Source organism: Rhodococcus sp. MEB064, from assembly GCF_000834565.1.
Lineage (GTDB): Bacteria > Actinomycetota > Actinomycetes > Mycobacteriales > Mycobacteriaceae > Rhodococcoides.
In genome coordinates, this window is record NZ_JXQS01000002.1 from 192930 (window position 1) to 217024 (window position 24095).

At 68.2% G+C, this 24095-nt stretch carries 19 protein-coding genes; 10 read left to right on the forward strand and 9 right to left on the reverse strand.

Translation table 11 applies throughout. From position 1 onward, the window contains the following. Positions 1-53: 53 nt before the first annotated feature. A complete protein-coding gene (locus RU01_RS01295; RefSeq protein WP_042572660.1) occupies positions 54-2066 on the forward strand; it encodes an APC family permease in 2013 nt (670 codons plus the stop codon). Then, the gene (locus RU01_RS01300) at positions 2063-3319 is read left to right on the forward strand and encodes a class I SAM-dependent RNA methyltransferase (protein ID WP_042572661.1); all 1257 of its coding nucleotides are present in this window, start codon (positions 2063-2065) and stop codon (positions 3317-3319) included. The genes RU01_RS01295 and RU01_RS01300 overlap by 4 nt, the downstream gene beginning before the upstream one ends. Before the next feature lies 1 nt (position 3320). Here RU01_RS01300 and RU01_RS01305 read toward each other — a convergent pair whose 3' ends face one another. Continuing rightward, complete coding sequence (locus RU01_RS01305; RefSeq protein ID WP_042572662.1) at positions 3321-4163, reverse strand: ABC transporter permease; 843 nt, start codon at positions 4161-4163, stop codon at positions 3321-3323. Between the two features lies 1 nt (position 4164). After that, entirely contained in the window at positions 4165-5127 is a 963-nt protein-coding gene (locus RU01_RS01310; protein ID WP_042572663.1) for a daunorubicin resistance protein DrrA family ABC transporter ATP-binding protein, read from the reverse strand. 261 nt (positions 5128-5388) lie between these two features. On the opposite strand from RU01_RS01310, the gene RU01_RS01315 reads away from it, so the two are divergent. Together RU01_RS01315 and RU01_RS01320 are read left to right on the forward strand one after the other, a co-directional pair. After that, positions 5389-6114 carry a sigma-70 family RNA polymerase sigma factor gene (locus RU01_RS01315; protein WP_327212907.1) on the forward strand — a complete coding sequence of 242 codons (726 nt, stop codon included), beginning with the start codon at positions 5389-5391 and terminating at the stop codon, positions 6112-6114. Further along, a complete protein-coding gene (locus RU01_RS01320) occupies positions 6107-6904 on the forward strand; it encodes an anti-sigma factor (RefSeq protein ID WP_052493059.1) in 798 nt (265 codons plus the stop codon). The genes RU01_RS01315 and RU01_RS01320 overlap by 8 nt, the downstream gene beginning before the upstream one ends. A gap of 4 nt (positions 6905-6908) precedes the next feature. On the opposite strand, the gene glsA is transcribed toward RU01_RS01320, so the two are convergent. Then, positions 6909-8753: a glutaminase A gene (gene glsA / locus RU01_RS01325; RefSeq protein WP_042572741.1), complete on the reverse strand. Its 1845-nt coding sequence runs from the start codon at positions 8751-8753 to the stop codon at positions 6909-6911. 147 nt (positions 8754-8900) lie between these two features. On the opposite strand from glsA, the gene dxs reads away from it, so the two are divergent. Further along, positions 8901-10790 (forward strand): 1-deoxy-D-xylulose-5-phosphate synthase, encoded by a 1890-nt coding sequence (gene dxs, locus RU01_RS01330; protein ID WP_042572664.1) that lies wholly within the window; start codon positions 8901-8903, stop codon positions 10788-10790. Positions 10791-10792: 2 nt separating this feature from the next. Here the strand turns inward: dxs and RU01_RS01335 are convergent, their stop codons facing one another. The 5 genes from RU01_RS01335 to RU01_RS01355 all read right to left on the reverse strand — a co-directional run bounded on the left by RU01_RS01335 (position 10793) and on the right by RU01_RS01355 (position 17246). Then, positions 10793-11803 (reverse strand): iron-siderophore ABC transporter substrate-binding protein, encoded by a 1011-nt coding sequence (locus tag RU01_RS01335; protein WP_042572665.1) that lies wholly within the window; start codon positions 11801-11803, stop codon positions 10793-10795. Between the two features lie 92 nt (positions 11804-11895). After that, the gene (locus RU01_RS01340; RefSeq protein ID WP_042572666.1) at positions 11896-13995 is read right to left on the reverse strand and encodes a 3-hydroxyacyl-CoA dehydrogenase NAD-binding domain-containing protein; all 2100 of its coding nucleotides are present in this window, start codon (positions 13993-13995) and stop codon (positions 11896-11898) included. Between the two features lie 5 nt (positions 13996-14000). Beyond that, a complete protein-coding gene (locus RU01_RS01345) occupies positions 14001-15227 on the reverse strand; it encodes a thiolase family protein (protein ID WP_042572667.1) in 1227 nt (408 codons plus the stop codon). A 65-nt stretch (positions 15228-15292) separates the two neighbouring features. Further along, positions 15293-16627 carry an HRDC domain-containing protein gene (locus RU01_RS01350; RefSeq protein ID WP_042572668.1) on the reverse strand — a complete coding sequence of 445 codons (1335 nt, stop codon included), beginning with the start codon at positions 16625-16627 and terminating at the stop codon, positions 15293-15295. Positions 16628-16637: 10 nt separating this feature from the next. Next, entirely contained in the window at positions 16638-17246 is a 609-nt protein-coding gene (locus RU01_RS01355; RefSeq protein ID WP_042572669.1) for a DUF3000 domain-containing protein, read from the reverse strand. An 86-nt stretch (positions 17247-17332) separates the two neighbouring features. On the opposite strand from RU01_RS01355, the gene hemE reads away from it, so the two are divergent. Genes hemE through RU01_RS01380 form a run of 5 tightly spaced genes read left to right on the forward strand, consistent with a single transcriptional unit; the run spans position 17333 to position 23536 of the window. Continuing rightward, complete coding sequence (hemE, locus tag RU01_RS01360) at positions 17333-18421, forward strand: uroporphyrinogen decarboxylase (RefSeq protein WP_042572670.1); 1089 nt, start codon at positions 17333-17335, stop codon at positions 18419-18421. After that, on the forward strand, positions 18418-19782 hold the full coding sequence (locus RU01_RS01365) for a protoporphyrinogen oxidase (protein WP_042572671.1): 1365 nt from the start codon (positions 18418-18420) through the stop codon (positions 19780-19782). Before hemE ends, RU01_RS01365 begins: the two co-directional genes overlap by 4 nt. Positions 19783-19823: 41 nt before the next feature. Next, positions 19824-20519 carry a hydrogen peroxide-dependent heme synthase gene (gene hemQ, locus RU01_RS01370; protein WP_042572672.1) on the forward strand — a complete coding sequence of 232 codons (696 nt, stop codon included), beginning with the start codon at positions 19824-19826 and terminating at the stop codon, positions 20517-20519. Continuing rightward, positions 20516-21211: an HAD family hydrolase gene (locus RU01_RS01375; protein WP_042572673.1), complete on the forward strand. Its 696-nt coding sequence runs from the start codon at positions 20516-20518 to the stop codon at positions 21209-21211. Before hemQ ends, RU01_RS01375 begins: the two co-directional genes overlap by 4 nt. Before the next feature lie 6 nt (positions 21212-21217). After that, the gene (locus tag RU01_RS01380) at positions 21218-23536 is read left to right on the forward strand and encodes a molybdopterin-dependent oxidoreductase (RefSeq protein ID WP_042572674.1); all 2319 of its coding nucleotides are present in this window, start codon (positions 21218-21220) and stop codon (positions 23534-23536) included. Here the strand turns inward: RU01_RS01380 and RU01_RS01385 are convergent. After that, on the reverse strand, positions 23527-23985 hold the full coding sequence (locus RU01_RS01385) for a MaoC family dehydratase (RefSeq protein WP_042572675.1): 459 nt from the start codon (positions 23983-23985) through the stop codon (positions 23527-23529). The genes RU01_RS01380 and RU01_RS01385 overlap by 10 nt on opposite strands. Positions 23986-24095: the final 110 nt, after the last annotated feature.

Below are 24095 nucleotides of genomic sequence, written 5' to 3' on the forward strand. Positions count from 1 at the left end.
CTATCGGTCACCCTGCCCTCCGGTCGAGCCCGGTACGGCTTACTCTTTGCGATGTGTCCAAGCTTTCGACGGCCACCAAGAGGCTGCTGCTGGGTAGGCCGTTCCGTAGCGACACGCTCGGACATACGCTCCTGCCCAAAAGAATCGCTCTCCCGGTGTTCGCGTCCGATGCCATGTCGTCCGTCGCCTATGCGCCCGAAGAGATCTTCCTGGTTCTCTCCGTCGCCGGAATCTCGGCGTACTCGTTCTCCATCTGGGTAGGGCTCGCGGTCGCCGTCGTGATGGCGGTCGTCGTGGCCAGCTATCGCCAGAACGTGCACGCCTACCCGTCCGGCGGTGGCGACTACGAGGTGGCGACCACCAATCTCGGCCCGACGGCCGGTCTGACCGTCGGCAGCGCCTTGATGGTGGACTACGTGCTGACCGTCGCGGTGTCCATCTCGGCAGCAGCATCCAACATCGGGTCGGCGCTCCCGTTCGTCGCGGAGCACAAGGTGCTCTTCGCCGTGGCGGCCATCGTGCTGATCACGTCTATCAACCTGCGGGGTGTCCGCGAGTCGGGAACGGCGTTCGCGATTCCGACCTACGCGTTCATGGTCGGCATGTTCGTCATGCTGATCTGGGGTCTGGTCCAGGTCTTCGTTCTCGGCGACGACGTGTCCGCGGAGTCGTCCGACTTCGAGCTGAAGGCCGACGACAGTCACCTCTACGGCATCGCGTTCGCGTTCCTCCTCGCCCGCGCCTTCTCCTCCGGATGTGCGGCGCTCACGGGTGTCGAGGCCATCTCGAACGGTGTCCCGGCCTTCCGGAAGCCCAAGTCACGCAACGCCGCCACAACGCTGTTGTTGCTCGGTTCGATCGGTGTGACGCTGCTGCTGGGCATCATCGTGCTCGCGGAGAAGATCGGCGTGAAGTACGCGGCGGAGCCGGCGACGCAGCTGATCGGTGCGCCGGAGAACTACCAGCAGAAGACGCTGATCGCGCAGCTCGCGGAAGCGGTGTTCCGACACTTCACTCCGGGCTTCTACTTCATCACGATCGTCACTGCCCTGATCCTCGTGTTGGCTGCCAACACGGCCTTCAACGGTTTCCCGGTGCTCGGATCGATCCTGGCGCAGGACAGGTTCCTCCCTCGCCAGTTCCACACGCGCGGCGACCGCCTGGCCTTCAGCAACGGCATCCTGTTCCTCTCGGCCGCGGCGATCTTCTTCGTGGTGATGTTCGGCGCCGAGGTGACCAAGCTGATCCAGCTCTACATCGTCGGAGTGTTCGTCTCGTTCACCCTCAGCCAGACCGGCATGGTGCGGCACTGGACGCGATTGCTGCGGTCCGAGACCGACCCCGTGCAGCGCCGATCGATGCAGCGCTCACGCGTGGTCAACAGCATCGGCCTCGGCATGACCGGTGCGGTGCTGATCATCGTCCTGCTGACCAAGTTCCTGGCCGGGGCCTGGATCGCCATCGTCGCGATGGTGGGCATCTTCGGGTTGATGAAGCTGATCCGCAAGCATTACGACTCGGTGGCCACGGAGCTCGCCGACTTCGAATGGGACGGCGTCCTCCCGAGCCGCACCCACTCCATCGTGCTGGTGTCCAAGCTGCACAGCCCGACGCTGCGCGCGTTGTCCTACGCCCGTGCGACGCGGCCGGACACCCTCGAGGCCGTGACCGTCAACGTCGACGAGACGGACACACGCGAACTGGTCCGTGAGTGGGAGAAGAGCGACCTCAGCGTTCCCCTCAAGGTGGTCGAGTCGCCGTACCGCGAGATCACCAAGCCGGTGCTGGACTACGTGCGCCGGGTCAAGCGGGATTCGCCGCGTGACGTGGTGACCGTGTTCATCCCCGAGTACGTGGTGGGGCACTGGTGGGAGCAGGTGCTGCACAACCAGAGCGCCCTGCGCCTGAAGAGCCGGCTGCTGTTCCAGCCGGGCGTGATGGTCACCAGCGTGCCGTGGCAGTTGAACTCCTCGGAACGCGCGAAGCGCGAGACGCTCGAGAACGCCCCGGGATCGTCACGACGCGGGTACGAGTCCACGGCCGATCGACGGCGGTCGGACACGTGATCGATTCGTGGGTGGGCCGGGTGATCGAGGTTCGCGTCGGCAAGCCGGGTCACGGAGGTTTCTGCGTCGCACGCCACGACGGACGGGTGATGTTCGTCCGTCACAGCCTGCCCGGTGAGCTGGTCCGTGCGCAGGTCACCGAGGACCAGGGCAAGTCGTTCTGCCGGGCGGACGCCGTCGAGATCATCGAGGCGTCGCAGGACCGGATCGACCCGCTGTGTCCGATCGCCGGCCCCGGCGGTTCGGGATGCTGCGACTTCTCGTTCGGTACGGCCGAGGCCGTCCGGGACATCAAGGCGTCCGTCGTGGCGGAGCAACTGGACCGCGTCGCCGGCATCACGCGCACCGTCGAGGTCGAGTCGCTGGGGGAGCAGACCGGATGGCGGACACGTATACGTCTCGGAGTCGACGACGACGGCCGAGCGGGATTCCATCGTCTCCGTAGTTCGCAGATCGTCACCGACCTCGCCTGCCCGCAGGCCGTTCCGGGCATGTACGACGGTCTCGCCGACCGGACGTGGACACCCGATGCGGATCTCGCCGTGGCGATCGACGCCGACGGGGTGCGGCACGTCGTCGAGATCGCGCCGGCGCCGGCGCGTCGGGTGCGTGCCGACACGGGCCGCCGCGGAGCGTCGTCACGTCGAGCCGCGTCGTCCGGGGACCGAGCGCACCGCGTGAAGGAGGGCACCGGCCGCGCGGTCGAGCGCGTCGGAACCAGGCAGTGGACCGTCGATTCCTCGGGGTTCTGGCAGGCCCACACGGCCGCGGCCACCCGCTACGGCGAGGTCGTCCGCGCGTGGTCGGGGGCCGAGAGCGGCGACACGGCGTGGGACCTCTACGCGGGAGCCGGGACGTTCGCGTCGGCTCTCGGTGAGCAGGTGGGTTCGACGGGTGCTGTCGCGGCCGTCGAGTTCTCGCACAAGGCCGTCGTGGACGGCCGCGCCGCGGTGCCCGACCTTCCCTGGGTGGCCATGCAGGCGGCGCCGGTGGAGCGCGCGGTGTCGACTCTCCCCGCCGGTCCGTCCGTCGTCGTCCTGGACCCGCCACGATCTGGCGCCGGCAAGCAGGTCGTCGCCGCCGTCGCCGGGGCGCAGCCGCGTCGCATCGTGCACATCGGCTGCGACCCGGCCTCCTTCGCACGGGATGCCGGCCTGTATCTCTCGCACGGCTACCGCCTCGAGAACCTCGCGGCATTCGACGCGTTCCCGATGACCAGCCACGTCGAGTGCATAGGACTGTTCGTCCGCTGACTCACTTCGCGTTGTAGAGACGCATCGTGACGGGTCCGAAGACGGCGAGCAGGCCGAGCGACCAGATCCCCGTCCACATGAGGGCATCGGTGTCGATCACCCCGTCGGCGAACCCTCGCAGCGTCGTCACCAGGTGCGAGACCGGGTTGACCGACACGAAGGCTTGCAGCCAGCCCGGCATGGTGGTGGGGTCGACGAAGATGTTGCTGGCGAACGTCAGCGGGAACAGCACCAACATCGACACGCTCATGACAGCCGTCTCGCTGCGCAGCATCAGGGCGAACATCGTCCAGACCCACGAGACGCAGAACGAGAACACCAGCAGGAGCCCCACCGACGCCGCCATGCCGACGACACCGCCGGCGGGACGGAATCCCAGTGCCAGGCCGAGCGCGAGAACGATCGTCGAGGCCAGGGTGTAGCGAACCACGTCCCCGAGCAGAGCCCCGACCAGCGGCGCCGGACGCCAAACCGGCAGCGACCGGAATCTGTCGAAGACGCCCTTCTCGATGTCCTTGTTCAAGGTCATACCGGTGTACATGGTGATCATCACCACCGTCTGGACCAGGATTCCGGGTAGTAGGAACTGGATGTAGGCGCTGGTGGAGCCGGCGAGCGCGCCGCCGAACAGGAACGTGAACATCAGCGTGAACATGATCGGGAACATCGTGACGTCGAACAGTTGCTCCGGCACGTGCTTGATCTTCAGCAGTGCCCGCCAGCCGAAGGACAGAGCTGCCGACGTCGAGGACGGCCGGGGCGGTCGCGGACCCGAATCGCGCAGCAGGTCCGCGATGGTCGGCGCCGACACGCGTGCGGTGGTCGGATCGTTCGTGGTCGTCATGTCAGGATGCCTCCAGTTCGGTGGTGCGACCGGTCAGAGCCAGGAACACTTCGTCGAGGCTCGGCTGCCCGAGGGCGTAGGTGGACACGTCGACCCCGGCCTCGGTCAGCGCACTTAGGGCGCGGGCGACCAGTGCGGTGTCGTCGACGAGGGCCGTCAGAGTCGACGGATCCGACTCCTGCGTGACGTCCGTCCCCAGCGTCGACCGCAGAATCCGCGCGGCATCGTCGCGCTGCACCGCGTCGGCGACGCGGACGTGCAGGGACCCCGTGCCGACCGACGCCTTGAGCTGCGCCGTGGTGCCCTCGGCGATGACCTTGCCCCGGTCGATGACCGCGACCCGATCGGCCAGTTGATCGGCCTCATCGAGGTACTGCGTGGTCAGCAACACCGTGGTGCCACCCGCGACGAGTGACCTCACGATCTCCCACACCTGGTTACGGCTGCGAGGGTCGAGCCCCGTGGTCGGCTCGTCGAGGAACATCAGTTCGGGTGTGACCAGGAGGCTCGCCGCGATGTCGAGACGACGACGCATCCCGCCCGAGTACGTCTTGACCTGTTTCTTTTCGGCCTCCACGAGATCGAAGACGTGGAGCAGGAGCTCGGCGCGGTCACGCGCCGCCGGACGGGTGAATCCGAACAACCGACCGAGCAGGACCAGATTCTCGCCTCCCGTCAGGTCCTCGTCGAGGGACGCGAACTGGCCTGTCAACGCCACTTTCGAGCGCACGGCGTCCGGTTCGGTGGCGACGTCGTGGCCCAGCACACGTGCCCGACCACCGTCGATGCCGGTCAAGGTGGCGAGCATGCGCATCGTCGTCGTCTTCCCGGCCCCGTTGGGCCCGAGCACGCCGTAGACACCGCCGCGCGGTACCGAGAGGTCGACGCCGTCGACCGCGACGGTGTCCCCGAACTTCTTGATCAACCCGTCCGCCTCGATAGCGGTCTCTCGTGTCGTCGTCATGAGTGTCCTGACTCTCCCGGCAGCCCGAATTCATCGGTATGTCCGGAAATCGGAGGTATCGACTTCGCCGCGAATCGTGACGCAGGGTTCGTGTCGACGCAACGGGTTTTCTGCCGCGTACGGGTCTACCGATCCGTGTCGGCACCGGTGACGAATCACGTTGTGGAAGGTCGCGACGCTCGTTTTCGACGTACGAGGCGGCGACATGGCGAGCGAGATCATCGAGGTAGTGAGGATGTGCGATCGATGAGCACTAGTCTCATGGTCGATGAACTCGACCAGAAACTCTTCGCGGACGGCCTGCGCACTGTGAGTGCCGAGGGAACGACCGCAGACGACGCCGGCTCGTCCGACGCGCGACACCGTCGCGAGTCCGTCTCCGATCCGTCGTGTCCGGTGCCCGATCCGGATCTCAAGCGACGACGACTCGCCGAGGCGGACGTGCTCCGGGGACTGCTCGCGCGCGTCGCCGACGGTGATCGACGCGCGTTCGCGGACCTGTACGACGCGACTTCGGCGCGTGTGTTCGGCATGGTTCTGCGAGTCCTCAGGGATCCCGGTTTCAGCGAAGAGACTGCTCAGGAAGTGTTCCTGCAGATCTGGAAGACGGCCGACCGTTACGACCCGGCCCAGGGCTCGCCGCTCGCGTGGATGATGACGCTGGCCCACCGCCGCGCCGTCGACCGGGTCCGGTCGGAACAGTCCGGAACGGACCGTGAAGCGCTCTACGGATCCTCCACGCACAGCCCCGCACACGACCAGGTTCTGGAGTCGGTGACCCAGACGCTCGAGTCGGAGTCCGTGGTCCGGTGCCTGGACACCTTGACGGAGACGCAGCGCGAATCCGTCCGCATGGCGTACTACAGCGGATTGACCTATCGGGAAGTGGCCGAGCGTCTCGGCGTCGCCGTCCCGACGGTGAAGTCCCGTATCAGAGATGGACTGATCAAGTTGAAGAATTGTCTGGGGGTGGACACCGGTGAGTGACGAGATCGGTCGCCATCGTCGCGACGACGACGAAACATCCGTGGTGGACGACGCCTACGCCTATGCCTTGGACGCTGTCAGCCTGTCGGAGCGTGCGGAGATCGAGAGTCGCCTCGCGCGGTCCGACGACGCGACCCGTGCCTGGTTCGAGAGCATCGTCGCCTCCGTCGACGAGACGATGGCGCTCTCCGCGGCGACGTCCGCCGCCGAACCTCCCTCGACTTTGCGGTCGAGCATTCTGGACGCCCTCGAGTCGACACCTCAGGACCGTGTCCGGTCGGAGCCGTCCGGCGATCCGAGCCCGGAGCTCGCGCCCGTCGTCTCGCTCGACGATCGCCGACGGAAGCGTTTCCGCGTTCTCGCTGCCGCCGCCGCGGCCGTGGTGGTCGTCGGTGTCGGCGGAACCGTCGTGACCCAACAATTGTCCGGACCGTCGTCGTCCCCGACGTCCCAGGTGCTCGCATCGGACGATGTGCGGTCCAGCACGGTCGAGGTCGCCGGCGGCGGCACCGCGACGGTGCGATGGTCCCGTTCGCAGGATGCTGCCGTCGTCACCTTGGACGGGCTGGCGTCTCCGGGCGAGGGCAAGGTCTTCGAGATGTGGCTGATCGGCAGCGATCCCGCACCTCGTCCGGCCGGACTCGTTCCCGAGTCGTCCGCGACTGCCGCCGACGAACATGTCGTGAGCGGACTCGACGGCATGACGACGTGGGCGGTGACGGTGGAGCCCGAGTCCGGGTCCGACGCACCGACCACGACCCCCATCGCCGCGGTCACGCTCGACGCCTGACGCGTCAGACGATTCCCGAGCGCCGGAGCGCTGCCACGATCGATTCCGCCTGCTCGTAGGCACGGTCCAGCAGAATTTCGAGCAGTGCGGACTTGGCGTGCGGGTCGGTCTCGGTGAGTGCGTCGAAGTCTTTCGGACTCAGCAGTGCCACCTCGGTGTCCTTCGCCGCGGTGATCCGCAGTCCGAACGGTGAGCGGCGCACCAGGGGCATCTCGCCGAAGCTCATGCCGGCCGACAGTGTCGACACGGCCCTCACGGTGCCGTCCGGGAGAACGAAGTCCACCGCCACCCGGCCCGACAGCACCATCGCCAGGCCCAGGGGTGGGTCTCCGATGCGGGCGATGACCGTACCTCGGTCGTACCGCGCCTCGGTGGTCCGCGAGGTGACCGCACGGCGGTGGATCTCGTCCAGACCGGCGATGATCGGATGCTCGTCGAGCGTCACCTCGGTCGGCTGACGCGCGCCGCCGCACCATCGATCGAGGACGGTGTCCTCACCCCATCGCAGGGCGGAGTCGAGATCGTCGAACACTCTGCCGGTCCCGTCGTGCTCGGACAGCGACGACACCGTGTGTGCCATCGTCGACCGCGGATCGACGAGAACGGCCGCGCAGTTCTCGCGTCGCAGCCCGGCCGCGAGTGCATCGAGCATCGATCGTGCGACACCACTGACGTCGTCGACCCGGCGCATGTCCAGGATCACGCCGTCGATCGCCGTGCCGGCGTCGCGACCCTGGTCGACAGCCGTCGACACGGCTCGAACGACGCTCTCCGCCGCTGCGAACAGCAGGTCACCGTGTAGCTCGAACACACGCACCCGACGTCCGCGGGCGGCGAGAGTTTCCTGTTCCGCCGCGGTGCGACGCCGACGCGACGGTGTGTCGCCGACGGAGTACTCGGCTCGCACCGCGCTGCGCGCGGCGCGTCCGACGTGGAGGAAGTGCAGCTCCAACCTCCGCGACAGTTCTCGGCAGGCCATCACGCCGCGGACGCTGTTGCCGTGTGCGTCCAGCCGGGGGGAGAAGACGGAGATGCCGAGCTGGCCGGGCAGGACGGCCATCACGGCGCCCGCGACACCGCTCTTGGCGGGAAGACCGACGCGGTTCACCCAGTCCCCGGCGCCGTCGTACATCCCGCAGGTCGTCATGACGCTCAGCACACGCTCGACGAGGACGGGATCGAGAGCGCGCACCTCGGTGCACGGGTTGAGACCGTTGTTGGCGAGCGTGGCGGCCATGATCGAGACGTCGCGGCACGTCACATCCAGCGAGCACTGCCGGAAGTAGAGATCGACGGTCGAGTCCGGATCGTCGGTGATGATGCCGAACGAGCGCAGCATGTGACCGATGGCTCGGTTCCGGTGTCCGGTGCGTGACTCGGACGCGTGGACGGCCGCGTTCATTGTCAGCTCCCGACCGGCGTAGCGCGAGAACGACTCCCGGATGCGGCCGAACTGCAGGCTCGGCGTGTCGCCGGCGACGAGCGACGCGGACGTGATCGCCCCGGCGTTGATCATCGGGTTCCGCGGCCGTTCCGTCACCGGGTCCAGGCTGATCTCGTTGAACGGCTCACCGGACGGTTCGACGTCGATGCGACTCGCCACGTCGTCCTCGCCCCTGTCGGAGAGCGCCAGCGCGTACGTGAAGGGCTTCGAGACCGACTGGATCGTGAACGGTACGTCCGTGTCGCCGACCTCGTAGACGTGGCCGTCCGCTGTCGTGAGGCAGATGCCGAAACGATCCGGGTCGGCTGCCGCGAGTTCGGGGATGTAGTCGGCGACGGCGCCGGAGGTATCCGCCACACACATCGCGTGGACCTCCTCCAGGATCTGCTGCACCACGTCGGTCATCGTCACCACTCTTCCCGGTTGCGCCGTGAATCGGCGCTCGTACGGTAACCCGCCGTTCGGCCTCCACGTAGACTCGTGAGAACTCGCCTGCTCACCGTGCGTCCTGCCCGGTGAGCGTCAGGCACTTCTGGAGAGGGAGCGATTTCGTTGGGTGTTTTCGATCGCGTGCACGAGCCCAGCGACCTGCGCGCTCTCGGCCCCGAGGAGCTCGCGGAGCTGTCCGCCGAGATCCGCCGATTCCTGGTCGAGAAAGTATCCGCGACAGGTGGCCACCTGGGGCCGAATCTCGGTGTGGTGGAGCTGACTCTGGCCATCCACCGCGTCTTCGATTCGCCCCGTGATCCCGTGATCTTCGACACCGGTCATCAGGCCTACGTCCACAAGATGGTCACCGGTCGAGCTGATCGGTTCGATTCGTTGCGCAAGGAGGGTGGCCTGTCGGGCTACCCGTCCCGTAGCGAGAGCGAGCACGACTGGGTCGAGTCCTCGCACGCGTCGGCGTCCCTGTCCTACGCCGACGGCCTGGCCAAGGCCTTCCAGCTGACCGGCCGAGGCGATCGCCATGTCGTCGCCGTCGTCGGAGACGGTGCTCTCACCGGCGGTATGTGTTGGGAAGCGCTCAACAACATCGCCGCCGGCAAGGACCGCTCCGTCGTGATCGTCGTGAACGACAACGGCCGCTCCTACTCTCCGACCATCGGCGGCCTCGCCGATCACCTCGCGACTCTGCGCCTGCAGCCGAACTACGAGCGCGCGCTGGACACAGGTCGGCACATGGTGAAGAACCTCCCCGTGGTCGGCTCGGCCGCCTACGCGATGTTGCACGGGATGAAGGCCGGCCTCAAGGACGCCATCAGCCCGCAGGTCATGTTCACCGACCTCGGGATCAAGTACCTGGGACCGGTGGACGGCCACGACCAGGCGGCTCTGGAATCGGCCTTGCGTCGAGCCAAGGCATTCGGCGGTCCGGTGATCGTGCATGCGGTCACCCGCAAGGGCATGGGCTACTCGTTCGCCGAGAACGACGTCGCCGATCAGATGCATTCCACGGGTGTCATCGACCCGCTGACCGGTCTGGCGACCAGCATCTCGGCGCCGGACTGGACGTCGGAGTTCTCGCGTGAGCTGATCGCGCTGGGCACCGAACGGACGGACGTCGTCGCGATCACCGCGGCCATGGCGGGCCCGACAGGTCTCGCTGCGTTCGGCGAACAGTTCCCCGATCGGTTCTTCGACGTGGGTATCGCCGAGCAGCACGCGCTGACGTCCGCGGCCGGGCTCGCCCTGGGCGGACTGCATCCCGTCGTCGCGATCTACTCGACGTTCCTCAACCGCGCCTTCGACCAGTTGTTGATGGACGTCGCGCTGCTGAAACTCCCCGTCACGCTGGTTCTCGACCGAGCGGGCGTCACGGGGTCCGACGGAGCGAGCCACAACGGAATGTGGGACATGTCGCTGCTCGGCATCGTGCCGAACATGCGGGTCGCAGCTCCGCGCGACGGCGCCACGCTGCGCGAGGAGCTGGGCGAGGCTCTGGCCGTGTCCGACGGGCCGACAGCGCTGCGGTTCCCCAAGGGTGCGATCCCCGCCGACATCCAGGCAGTTCGTCGACTCGACGATCGCGTCGACGTCCTGCACGAGCCGGAGGGGCAGGCGGACGTGTTGCTCGTCGCTGTCGGTCCGTTCGCGTCCCTGGCTCTGGACACGGTGGCGGAGCTGGCCGCGAGCGGTGTGCAGGCGACAGTGGTGGATCCCCGATGGGTTCTGCCCGTGCCGGACTCGCTGGTCAAGCTCGCGGCGGACTTCCGGTTGGTCGTCACGCTCGAGGACAGCGGCCTGCACGGCGGTATCGGCGCGTCCGTCTCGGCGGCGCTCAGAGCCGGTGGCGTCGACGTTCCGTGCCGGGATCTCGGTGTGCCGCAACAGTTTCTGGATCACAGCTCGCGTGACCGGATCCACGCCGACATCGGCCTGACTCCGGCGGACATCGCCGGGCGGGTGTGCGGGTGGATCGGCCACCAGCCCGGCGACATCTGAGCTCAGGCTGCTCTGTCGGCCGCGTCCTTCAGTCGCGGCAGGATGCGGTCGAGAACCCACGGTGTGCTGACGGGGTTGACGTTGCTCAGTCCGGCGACCACCTGCGTGTCGGTCAGGGAGATCGCCGAACCGCGCGACACCGCCGGCAGCGTCGTCAGCGCGGGAACCGAGGAGAAGTCGAAGCCCTCGGGCGTGAACGCGACGATGACGTCCGCGTCGATGCTCTTCACGTTCTCGAACGAGATGGTCGAGAAGAAGGCGTCCGCTCCGTCGGACTCGTCCAACGCGACGACACCCGGAGCGTTGACGAAGCCCATCTCGGTGAGCACCTGCACCCGAGGATCCGACGGCATGTAGACGTTCGCCTGCCCCGAGTCCGTGTCGAGGTTGACCACCGCGACGGTCTTCCCGGCGAACTCGGGATGGGCGTCGGCCTCCGCTGCGAGTCGTTCACCCATTCCGTCGATGAGAGCCTGCGCCTCCGTGGGCTTCCCGACGGCCTCGCCGATCATCGTGGTCTGCTCCTGCCACGTCGTCTGCCACGCTTCGCCGGGGTAGGCCACGACGGGTGCGACGGCGGACAGCGTGTCGTAGTAGGACTTCGGGAAGCCCTCGTAGGGGGCTAGCACCAGATCGGGCGTCAGTGTCGCGATGGTCTCCACGTCGGGATCTCCGGCTGCGGGATCGTCGTACAACGTCGTCGCGTCGGCGTCGTAGTACTGCTGCGCCCACGGCATCACACCGTTCTCGTCGGCGCCGTAGGTGTACTTCGGCTGCCCGACGGGCGTGACGTCCAGAGCGCCGAGGATGTCCTGCGCGTTCCATCCCATCGTGACGATGCGCTGGGGCTGAGCCTCGACGACGGTCGAGCCGAAGGCGTGGTCGACGGTGACGGGGAACGCGCCCCCGGACGCGGCTGCGGGCGCGTCGGAATCGGTGTCGGACGAGCATCCGGCGACGAGGGCGAGCGCGGCAGTGGCCGCGATGGCGGGGAGAAGTCGAGAACGTTTCACATTGGGTAGCCTAACCTACGCAAACGCCCGTGCGCCCTCCACGTATCCGGGGATACGTGGAGGGCGCACGGGCGGTATGGCGCCGGGTACGACTACAGGCTGGCGACACCCTTGTCGAGGAACCGGTGACCGGTGACGGCTTCGGAGGTTCCGGTGCGGTCCAGGTACGGCACGATGCCGCCGTTCCAGAACCCGAAGCCGCCGCCGAGGATCAGGCAGAGGTCGATGTCCTGGGCGGCTGCGACGACGCCCTCCTGCAGCATGATGTCGATCTCCTCCGCGAAGGCGCGGCGGGTGCGATCGAGCACCTGCTCGGACGTCGACGGTGAGTCGCCCTGCGGCCACAGATCGGCGATTTCGGGGTCGACGGTCTTGGCTCCGTCGGCGCCGTAGGTCCACACCGCGGACTTCTTGTTCGCGACCATCGCCTGCAGGCCGGGGGAGTCGTGGAACCGCTCCGGGTAGTACTCGGCCATGGTCTCACCGGTGTGCAGTGCGACGGCGGGGCCGACGAGCGAGAGCAGCGTGAGCGGACTCATCGGCATGCCGAGCTCGCTGATGGCGTTGTCGGCGACGTCGAAGGGAGTGCCCTCGTCGATCGCGTTCATGACCTCGCCGAGGGCGCGGGTGAGGAGGCGGTTGAAGACGAAGCCGGGCTTGTCGGCGATCAGCACGGCTGACTTCTTCAAGGACTTCGCCGTTGCGAATGCTGTTGCGAGAGTTGCGTCGTCCGTCTTCTCACCGCGGACGATCTCCAGTAGCGGAAGAACGGCGACGGGGTTGAAGAAGTGGAATCCGACGACCCGCTCGGGGTGCTTGAGCTCCGCCGCCATGCGGGTGATCGACAGCGACGACGTGTTGGTCGCGAGGATCGTCTCGGGGGAGACGAACTCTTCGAGCTCGGCGAAGACCTTCTTCTTGACGTCGAGATTCTCGAAGACCGCCTCGATGACCCAGTCGGTCCTCGCGAACGCGGCCTTGTCGAGCGATCCGGACACCAGTGCCTTGAGGCGGTTCGCGGCGTCGGGGGACAGCCGCTTCTTACCCTGCAGCTTGTCGATCTCGGCGTGGACGTAACCGACGCCCTTGTCGATCCGCTCCTGATCGATGTCGGTGAGGATCACCGGCACCTTCAGCTGACGCACGAACAGCAGCGCGAGCTGGCTGGCCATGAGGCCGGCGCCCACGATGCCGACGCCGGTGACCTTTCGAGCCAGCGACTTGTCGGGCGCTCCGGCGGGCCGCTTGGCACGCTTCTGCACCAGATCGAAGGCGTAGAGACCGGCGCGCAACTCGTCGGCCATGAGGAGGTCGGCCAGCGCCTCGTCCTCGGCAGCGAACGCCGTGTCGAGCGACGCGGAGTCGGTGATGTCGGTCGACTTCGCCAGCTCCAGAAGCTGCACGGCGCGCACCGGGCCCGGTGCGTGGTCGCCGGTCTTGCCGGAGACGATGGCCTTGGCCCGGGCGATCGCGTCGTCCCAGCCCTGGCCGCGGTCGATCTCGGGGCGGGTCGGGGTGACGTCCCCGGAGACGACCTTCGCGGCCCACAGCAGGGACTGCTCGAGGAAGTCGGCTCCGCCGAAGACCTCGTCCGCGATGCCCAGCTTCAGTGCGTCCGCGGGCTTGAGCATCCGGTTCTGGTTGAGCGCGTTCTCGATCACCACGGTGACGGCATTGGCCGGCCCGATCAGGTTGGGCAGCAACTGAGTTCCGCCCCAGCCGGGAACCAGACCCAGGAATGTCTCCGGGAGCCCCAGTGCCGCAGCGTTGTCCGCGACGGTGCGGTAGTGGCAGTGCAGCGCGATCTCCAGTCCACCACCCAGAGCGGCGCCGTTCACGAACGCGAACGTCGGAACCGTCGACTCGCGAAGACGTCGGAACACCTTGTGTCCCAACGTGCCGATCTCCAGGGCGACCGACCGGTCGGAGATGTTCGGCACGCCGTTCAGGTCTGCGCCGACGGCGAAGATGAAGGGCTTGCCGGTCACCGCGACGGCCACCGGATCTGCGGCATAGGCCGCATCCAGGGCGGCATCGAGCTCGGTGAGTCCGGCAGGTCCGAAGGTGGACGGCTTGGTGTGGTCGAAACCGTTGTCGAGGGTGACGATGGCGACCGGGCCGTCGAGGCCGGGCACGGTGACGATCTTGGTGAACGCGTGGGTCACCACTTCATCGGAGAAGGCAGAAGTCATGGCAATCACTTACTTCCGTCGTAGGCGGGGTTTTCCCAGATGACGCTGCCGCCCATGCCGAGGCCGATGCACATGGTGGTCAGGCCGTAGCGGACATCGGGACGGGTGGCGAACTGCCGGCTGAGCTGAGTCATGAGCCGGACACCGGAGGACGCGAGCGGGTGCCCGCAGGCGATGGCGCCGCCCCACTGGTTGATCCGGGCGTCGTCGTCGGCGATGCCGAAGTGCTCGGCGAACGCCAGAACCTGGATCGCGAAGGCTTCGTTGATCTCGAAGAGGCCGATGTCCTCGATTGACAATCCGGTGCGGGACAGCAACTTCTCGGTGGCGGGGACGGGACCGATTCCCATCACGGCGGGATCGACGCCGGCGAAAGAGAAGCCCACCATGCGCATGCCGACCTTCAGGCCGAGCTCGGCGGCGGTGTCCTCACCGGCGAGGATCGCGGCGGTCGCACCGTCGTTCAGGCCGGCGGCATTTCCGGCGGTGACGCGTCCGGCGGGGCGGAACGGCGTCTTGAGCTTCGCCAGGTCCTCGAGCGTGGTGCCGGGGCGAGGCGGCTCGTCCTCGGTGGCCAGACCCCAGCCCGCTGCGGACTTCGTGGCGACGGGGACCAGTGTCTCGGCGATCAGGCCGGACTTCTTGGCCGCGTCGTACTTCTCCTGGCTCGCGACGGCGTAGGCATCCGTGCGGTCCTTGGTGATCGACGGGTAACGGTCGTGCAGGTTCTCGGCGGTGTTGCCCATGACCAGTGCACTCGGGTCGACGAGCTTGTCCGCGAGGAAGCGTGGGTTCGGGTCGACACCCTCGCCCATCGGGTGGCGGCCCATGTGCTCGACGCCACCGGCGATGACGACGTCGTACTGACCGAAGCCGATTCCCGACGCGGTGGTGGTGACGGCGGTCATGGCGCCGGCGCACATGCGGTCGACGGCGAAGCCGGGGACGCTGCGGGGGAGTCCGGCGAGCAGCGCGGAGGTGCGGCCGATGGTCAGACCCTGGTCTCCGGTCTGCGTGGTGGCGGCGATGCCGACCTCGTCGACGCGCTCGGGGGGAAGCTCGGGGTTACGGCGCAGGAGTTCGCGGATCGCTTTGACGACGAGGTCGTCCGCACGGGTATCCGCGTAGATGCCCTTGGGGCCGGCCTTGCCGAACGGTGTGCGGACGCCGTCGACGAACGCGACACCGCGACTGGACGCGGAGCGAGCGGGTGCGGATTTCGGAGAAGACATGGTTCCTTCCGGCAGGCGCTGGAACGAGCCGGGCCTCCGGCTCGCGCGCCCACTCTAACCCGGTCCTACTCGTCGGTAACTTCGGCCTCTGCGGGGATGTGCGCGAGGCCTGCGGCCAGAACGGGGACCGTGAGGGCGCGCTGCCAGGGGCGCGCCCCGTGGGACAGCAGGAACGACTCGATCACCGCGTCGTCCGGCTCCTGTGTGCCCGACACGAGGGTCGGCCACTCCCAGCACAGGCGACGCACGACGTCGGGTGTCAGGAGGTTCTCCACCGGCACCGATACCTCCGCCGACAGTGCGGCCATCGCCTCCCGCACCGAGGACAACCGCGCCGCGGCGTCCGGATCGCGGCGTGCCCACCGGCTGACGGGCGGCGGCCCGACGAACGGCTGCGTGACGGGAGGAAGCGCGTCGTCGGACAGTGCGCGCGCACGGTCGAGGGCCTCGAGCCACACCTTGGCTTGACGACGCTGACGCGGACCGCCGAACACGGGCAGGGAGCACAGTTCGGCGACGGACCCGGGGTTCTTCTGGGCCGCGGCGACGATGGCGGAGTCGGGGAGAACGCGGCTCGGGGCGATGTCGCGGCGACGTGCCAGGTCGTCCCGCGCCATCCACAGAGCGCGGACCGCGGCGAGCGTGCGGGGGTTCTTGATGGTGTGGATACCGGACGTGCGACGCCAACGATCGGGCTTCGGCGTCGCCGGCGGGGCGGTGCGGATGTACTCGAATTCCTCTGCGGCCCATTCGGTCTTGCCCTGTGCGGCCAGTTCCTCGGCCATCACGTCGCGCAGCTCCACCAGAACTTCGACGTCCAGCGCCGCGTAGTTGAGCCACGTGTCGGGAAGCGGCCTGGTGGACCAGTCGGCAGCGCCGTGGCCCTTCTGCAGGGACAGCCCGAGGGTGCGCTCGACGATTGCAGCCAGCCCGACACGCTCGAAGCCCGCCAGTCGACCGGCCAGTTCGGTGTCGTACAGCTTCGCCGGAGTCATGCCCAGCTCGGCGAGTCCGGGCAAGTCTTGATCGGCCGAGTGCAGGACCCATTCCAAGCCGTTGATCGCGTCGGCGAAGACGGTGAGTGCCTCGACGCCGCCGCTCTGCACGACGGGGATCGGGTCCAGCAGCACGGTGCCCGCGCCACGCCGACGGAATTGCAGGAGGTACGCCCGTGCCGAGTACCGGAACCCCGACGCGCGTTCGGCGTCGACGGCCAGCGGACCTGTTCCCGACGCCAGGAGGTCGGCCGCCGCACGCACGGCCTCGGCGGTGTCGGTCAGCGGCGGCACCCCGTCCCGTGGAGCGAGGAGTGGTTCGGCAGGTTCGGGCTCGGCGGGATCGGTCACGTCCGGTGACGCCGCGTCGGGCGAGATCGAGTCGGGAGCGGTCGGGTCGGACATTCCCCGAACTCTAGGCGCCGGACGAGCCGGAGTCGCCGCGTGTACCCAAAGCGGTGATGCCGGCCGGCGGCAGGCCCGCCGCGTACGCCAGCACTTCGCCGAAGGCCTCGACGTGCACCGACAGCTCCTCGCTCAGCGCAGTCCAGGACGCCCGAAGCTCGAGTTGGTGGGCGCGCGGCGGCCCGGCGATGTCGCCGTAGCGGACGGAACTGGTGGACGTGACGGTGCCACCGAGAGCTGTGAGCGGTTCCGACCGCGACTCGAAGGCGTCGACCAACCAGCTCCACGCGACCTCTGGCAGCAGCGGATCGGATGCCAGGGAGGCGTCGACGTCGGCCTGGATGTACGCCACCAGACGCATCGTGCCGTTCCACGCCTCGTCACCGTCGGGGTCGTAGAGCAGGATCAATCGACCGAACGCGTCGCCGTCGCTCTGCTCCGGAACCGACTCGGTCTCCGAGTGCCGAACTTCCGCCCCGAGGGCGTAACTGAACGGTGCGAGACGCTGCGGCGGTCGGATGGGGCCGACCTCGATGCTGGGGTGGACCGTCGCCCGGTGCATCGCGTCGATGGCGGCGCGGAAGGGCGCAGGCTGCGAGGCGGTCTCGGACGTGGTCACGAGAGCGGACGTTAGCCCGGTTGCCGACGCCGTGGTCAGAGGCGCGCCGTAGGGGGACGGGCGGCGGCGTGGCAGCATGGTCGGCGATGAACACGACGCCTGACGACGCCCTCACCGGTAGCGATACGACCCCGCGTCGCTCGCTGCCCGACGCACCGTTTCTCGCGGCGGCGACCGGGCGGGTGCCGACGCGTCGGCCCGTCTGGTTCATGCGGCAGGCGGGCAGGTCGCTGCCCGAGTACCGGAAGTTGCGCGAGGGCACCACGATGCTCGGCTCGTGCTTCGACCCGGAGATGGTCACCGAGATCACGATGCAACCGGTGCGCCGCCACGGCGTGGACGCCGCCATCCTGTTCTCCGACATCGTCGTACCGCTGAAGGCGGCGGGCATCGATCTCGAGATCGTGGCCGGTACGGGACCGGTGATCGCGAACCCGGTGCGGACGGTCGCCGACGTCGAGGCATTGCCGCCGTTGCTGCCGGAGCAGGTCGAACCCGTCGCGAAGGCGGTGTCCTTGCTCCTCACCGAGCTCGGCGACGTACCGCTGATCGGGTTCGCCGGAGCGCCGTTCACGTTGGCGTCCTACCTCGTCGAGGGCGGCCCCAGTCGTAACCACGAGCGCACCAAGGCGCTCATGCACTCCGATCCGCACACGTGGCACGCGTTGCTGTCCGCCCTCGCCGACACCACCATCGGCTTCCTGCAGGCGCAGATCGGCGCCGGCGTCGACGCCGTGCAACTCTTCGATTCCTGGGCCGGCGCGCTGTCGCTGGCCGAGTACCGCGAGTTCGTCCTCCCGCACTCGACGCGCGTGTTCGACGCGGTGTCGTCGGCAGGCATCCCCACGATCCACTTCGGTGTCGGCACGGGTGAGCTGCTCGGCGCGATGGGTGAGGCAGGCGCCGACGTGGTCGGTGTCGACTGGCGGATCCCCCTCGACGTGGCAGCACGACGGGTCGGCCCCGGCAAGGCACTGCAGGGCAACCTCGACCCCGCCGTCCTGTTCGCCGGCCCGGACGCACTGCGTCGCCATGTGGTTCGCATCGTGGGCGAAGCCGACGCGGCCCTCGACCTCGGCGCGACCGGACACGTCTTCAACCTCGGACACGGCGTCCTGCCGGCCACCGATCCCGGCGTCGTCACATCGGTGGTGGAGATGGTGCACCAGCTGTGACCTCGGTCGCGATCGTCGGAGCCGGGATCAGCGGCCTGGTCGCGGCCCATCGTCTGCGTCGGCTGCTGGGGGAGAACGCCCGCATCGTGATCGTCGACAGCGCCGAGCGGATCGGCGGTAAGTTGCGCACCGTCGACATGGGTTCCGGCCCGGTCGACGTGGGCGCGGAAGCGTTCATCGCTCGGCGACCCGAGGTGCCCGAACTCTTGGCGGAGCTGGGCCTGTCGGACGAACTGGTCCGACCGTCGTCCACCGCGAGGCCGCTGCTGCGCACCGGGGGAGCGCTGCACAGCCTGCCCGTGGGAACGCTGATGGGGATCCCGGCCACCTCCGAATCCGTGCGGTCGATCGTCGACGACGAGACCTGCCGACGTATCGATGACGAGCGATCGCGGCCCCTGGCCTGGACACCGGGTGACGACGCCGCCGTCGGCGCCCTCGTCTCCGAACGGTTCGGTCCGCTGGTCACCGCCCGCAGCGTCGACCCGCTGCTCGGCGGTGTGTACTCGGGCCTGTCCGACACCACGAGCGTGCGGGCGGCGCTGCCGACGCTTGCGGCAGCCCTCGACGGCGGCGCGAGCAGTCTCGGCGAGGCTGTCGAGCGTGCTCGGCCGACTCCTGCGCCCGGGCCCGTCTTCGGTGGCCTACGCCGCGGATACGGCGTGCTGCTGGAGGCGTTGCTGGCGTCGTCGCGCGCAGACCAGGTGCATGCCGACGTCGCGGACCTCACGCGCGATTCCGGCGGGCAGTGGGTGATTCCCGGAGTCGGCGCCGTGGACGGTGTCCTCCTGGCGGTGCCCGCGCCGGTCGCGTCGGGACTGCTCGTCGGTGTCGATCGGGCGCTGGGAACGGAACTCGGCGCACTACCGCTCGCGTCGTCGGCCGTCGTCGCACTGGGGTACGACGCGTGCGACCTGCCCGAGAACTCGGGAGTGCTGGTGGCCACCGGAGAACTCGACTCCACCGGTGTCCCGTTGCGCGCGAAGGCGTTCACGCTGTCGAGCAGGAAATGGCCGCACCTTGCCGAGCGTGGAGGCGAACTGGTGCGCGTGTCCTTCGGGCGGTTCGGGGACTCCGCGATAGTCGACCGACCCGACGACGTCCTGATCGACGCCGCACGTCGAGACCTGCAGGACGTACTCGGAATCACGGACGTGCCGACGACGGCGTTCGTGCAGCGCTGGCACGGGGGCCTGCCGCAGTACCGGCCCGGCCACGTCGCCCGGATCGCCCGCATCGACGCGGCGGCAGCCGCCATCTCTCGGCTCGAACTCGCGGGCGCCTACCTGCACGGCGTCGGGGTCCCCGCCTGCGTGGCGACGGCGTCCGCCGCGGCACTGCGGTTGGCCGCAGCGCTCTGACCCGTTCGTGACGTCGGCGCGTCGGGTGGCACGATGGACTCATGGCACGTCTCGATTTCGCAGCACTCAACTCCACCCTCCGGTACTCCATGCACTCGGTGTTCACGGCCCGACCCGGCGCACTCGGTGAGGACCGAGCGGCCGTGCTCGCCGAGGCACAGGCGTTCTTCGACGGTCTCGAGAACACCGATGTCGTGGTGCGCGGCATCTACGACGTCGCGGGTCTGCGCGCCGACGCCGACTTCATGATCTGGTGGCACGCCGAGCGGATCGAGGATCTTCAGGCGGCGTACTCACGGTTCCGCCGCTCGACGGCACTGGGGCGCGCCTGTGACGCCTTCTGGAGCAACGCGGCCCTGCATCGGCCTGCCGAGTTCAACAAGTCGCACGTTCCCGCGTTCATCGCGAACGAGGAGCCGGGCGCGTACATCTGCGTCTACCCGTTCGTCCGGTCGCTGGACTGGTACCTGCTTCCCGACGAGGAACGACGGACGATGCTGGCCGATCACGGCAAGGCCGCCCGCGGGTACAAGGATGTCCGCGCCAACACTGTTCCGTCGTTCGCGCTCGGCGACTACGAGTGGATCCTGGCGTTCGAGGCGCCGAGCCTCGACCGCATCGTCGACCTCATGCGCGACCTCCGTGCGACCGAGGCGAGACGGCATGTGCGCGAAGAAGTTCCGTTCTTCAGCGGTCCTCGGGTGAGCGTCGAGGCCCTCGTCGAGTCGCTTCCGTGAGCACACCCGCCGCCGTTCTCTTCGACTTCTCCGGCACGCTCTTCCGGCTCGAGGAGGACGAGAGTTGGTTCACCGATCTCCGCGTCGGCGACGACGAGAAGGTCGACGGGCACTTCCAGGCGGAACTGATGCGGCGCATGACTCAACCCGTCGGGTCGGTGGTCACACTCGACGACGACGGCCACCGTGCCTGGGAAGCGCGCGATCTGGACCCGGCCATGCACCGCGCTGCCTACCTCGCCGTGCTCGAGGCGTCGGGCGTACGGCGGAAGGATCACGCGGAGTCGTTGTACGACAAGGTGATCGACCCGGACTCGTGGACCGCCTACCCCGACACCGCGCGGGTCGTCCGCGGACTGGCCGATCAGAACATCCCGATCGCCGTCGTCAGCAACATCGCCTTCGACCTGCGCCCCGCGTTCGACCACCTCGGCGTCGGTCACCTGATCACGTATTACTCGCTGTCCTTCGAGGTGGGCGCCGTCAAGCCGGACCCCGCCATCTTCCGCGCAGCCGTCGACGCGCTCGGTGTCCCGGCGCAGTCGTGCCTCATGGTCGGTGACAGCGAGGAGGCGGACGGCGGAGCGAGGGCGCTCGGCATGTCCTTCGGCCTCGTCGATCCGCTTCCCACGGACCAGCGCCCGTCCGCGCTGGTCGATGTGGTGACCGAGCACGGCCTCCGGATCGACTGACGTCCGATGGGATTCGGCCGCACCGGCGTTCAGCAGATGGCCCACTTCGGCATGTTCACGGCCGACACGGACGGCCGCGATGTCGTCGCGGTGCATCCGCCGGTGGGCGACGCCGATCCGTCACCGATCCTGGGCAACGTCCCCGGATCGGTGACTCACCGAGCACGTGTGCGCCGCCCCTCGGTGCGGCGTGGGTGGCTCCAGAACGGACCGGGTCCGTCCACGGACCGTGGCAACGACTCCTTCGTCGAACTCGACTGGGACGAGTTCGTTCCCCTGCTGGCCGGCGAGTTGCGGCGCGTCATCGGTGAGCACGGCAACGAGGCCGTCTTCGGCGGCTCGTACGGATGGGGCAGCGCTGGTCGGTTCCATCACGCCCAGAGCCAGGTCCACCGATTCCTCAACACCCTGGGCGGCTACACGCGGTCGGTGGGCAGTTACTCGCTGGGGGCGACCGGCGCGATCATGCCGCGGGTCATGGGAACGCACTGGAAGATGTTCTCCCGCTCCACGTCCTGGGACGTCATCGCCGACCACACGGATCTGCTGGTGGCCTTCGGCGGTGTGCCGTTGAAGAACACCTCCGTCAATCACGGAGGCACCAGCAACCATCCGGCACGGGACGGACTGCAGCGGTTGCGGGCGCGCGGCGGACGCATCGTCAGCATCTCCCCGATCCGCGACGACACCGACGGTGCGGCCGAGTGGATCGCGCCCGTCCCCGGGTCCGACGTCGCGCTGATGCTGGGGCTCGCACATGTCCTGGCGTCGGAAAGCTTGCACGACACGGCCTTCCTGCAGCGCTACACCACCGGGTACGACCGTTTCGAGGACTATCTCCTGGGGCGGTCGGACGGCGTCGCGAAGACGGCGCAGTGGGCCGAGAGCATCACCGGCGTGCCCGCGTCGGACATCGTCGACCTCGCCCGGCGGATGGCCCGGAGCACGACCCTCGTCTCGGTCACGTGGTCGCTGCAGCGGATCCGGCACGGTGAGCAGGCTCCGTGGATGGGCATCACCCTCGCGGCCATGCTCGGCGGGATCGGAGTCCCCGGAGGAGGATTCGGCCACGGCTACGGGTCGATGAACGAACCCGGACTCGGCCCGGTGCCCTACCCGTTGCCGACGCTTCCGCAGGGCCTCAATGCGGTGGCGTCATCCATCCCCGTCGCGGCGATCTCGGACATGTTGGAGAACCCGGGAGGATCGTTCGAGTTCGACGGTACGACGGGGACGTACCCGGACATCCGACTGGTGCACTGGGCGGGCGGGAACCCGTTCCACCATCACCAGGACATCGGTCGTTTCCGCCGCGCGCTCGGCCGACCCGACACGATCATCGTGCACGAGCCGTACTGGACACCGATGGCGCGTCACGCGGACTTCGTCGTTCCGTCGACCACCACTCTCGAGCGCGACGACCTCAGCTGCACGCGCAACGATCCGCTGTTGGTGGCGATGCAGGCGGCGGTGCCCGCCTTCGCCGACAGCAAGGACGACTACGACACCTTCACGCTGCTGGCCCGCGAACTGGGAGTCGAGTACGAGTTCACCGAGGGTCGGACGTCCGCGGACTGGCTTCGGCACCTGTACGAGCCGTGGCGGCGTTTCGTCCGCGACGCCGGCCGAGTCGAGCCGCCGACATTCGACTGCTTCTGGTCCGACGGCTCCTTCCGGATGGACACCGAGGAGAACTTGACTCTGCTGTCGGACTTCCGCGACGACCCCGAGCGCGCGCCGCTGCGGACGCCCAGCGGGAGAATCGAGATCTTCTCCGCCGACATCGACGCCTTCGGATACGACGATTGCGTCGGACATCCCGCCTGGTACGAACCCGACGAGTGGCTCGGTGGCTCACGCGCGGCGCAGTTCCCGTTGCACCTGATCGCGAACCAGCCGAGGACGCGACTGCACAGTCAACTCGACCACGGCGCGGTCAGCATCGCGTCCAAGATCCAGGGCAGGGAACCCCTCCGCATGCATCCCGTGGATGCCGATCGGCGGGGACTCGTCGACGGCGATGTGGTCCGGGTGTTCACCGATCGAGGGTCGTGCCTGGCCGGACTGATCGTCGACGACGCGATGCGGATACGCGTCGTCCAACTCTCCACCGGTGCCTGGTACGACCCGCTGGACCCGTCGGACCCGCAGTCGATGTGCGTGCACGGAAATCCGAACGTGTTGACGGCGGATCGCGGAACATCCTCCCTCGCACAAGGTTCCACCGGCCAGCACGTGCTCGTGGAGATCGAGAAGTGGACGGGCGAACTACCGCCCGTCCGCGCGCACGATCAGCCGACGTTCGTGCCGCGTCCTCAGAAATAGACGCGACTGATCACCTGGGCGACCAGCGCAGGCTTGTCGACACCCTCGATCTCGATGGTCGAGTCGACGGTCATCTGGACGGCGTTGTTCGGGAGCGAGTCCGCCGCCGCCAGCACGGCGACCAGGCGCACGCGTGACCCGACGGCGACGGGATTGACGAAGCGCACCTTGTTGCTGCCGTAGTTGACGCCCATCGTGGAGTTCTCCACCGTGTAGGTCTGCCACGACAGCGCCGGCAGCAACGACAAGGTCAGGTAGCCGTGTGCGATGGGGCCACCGAACGGGCTCTCCTTCGCAGCGCGCTCCGGGTCGACGTGGATCCACTGGTGATCGCCGGTGGCATCGGCGAACTGGTTCACACGCTCCTGGGTGATCTCCAACCAGTCGCTGGTGCCGATCGTCTCGCCGATGGCGGAGGTGATGTCGTCTGCAGAGGTGAAGGTGCGCATGGAGCCGACACTAGCGGCGGCGAGCCGTTCTGCACAGAACCGGTACCGAGGCGGCACATTCGGCCCTGCGGACCCGTTCTGTGAGCAACGGCGGCGCAGTACGATGCGCC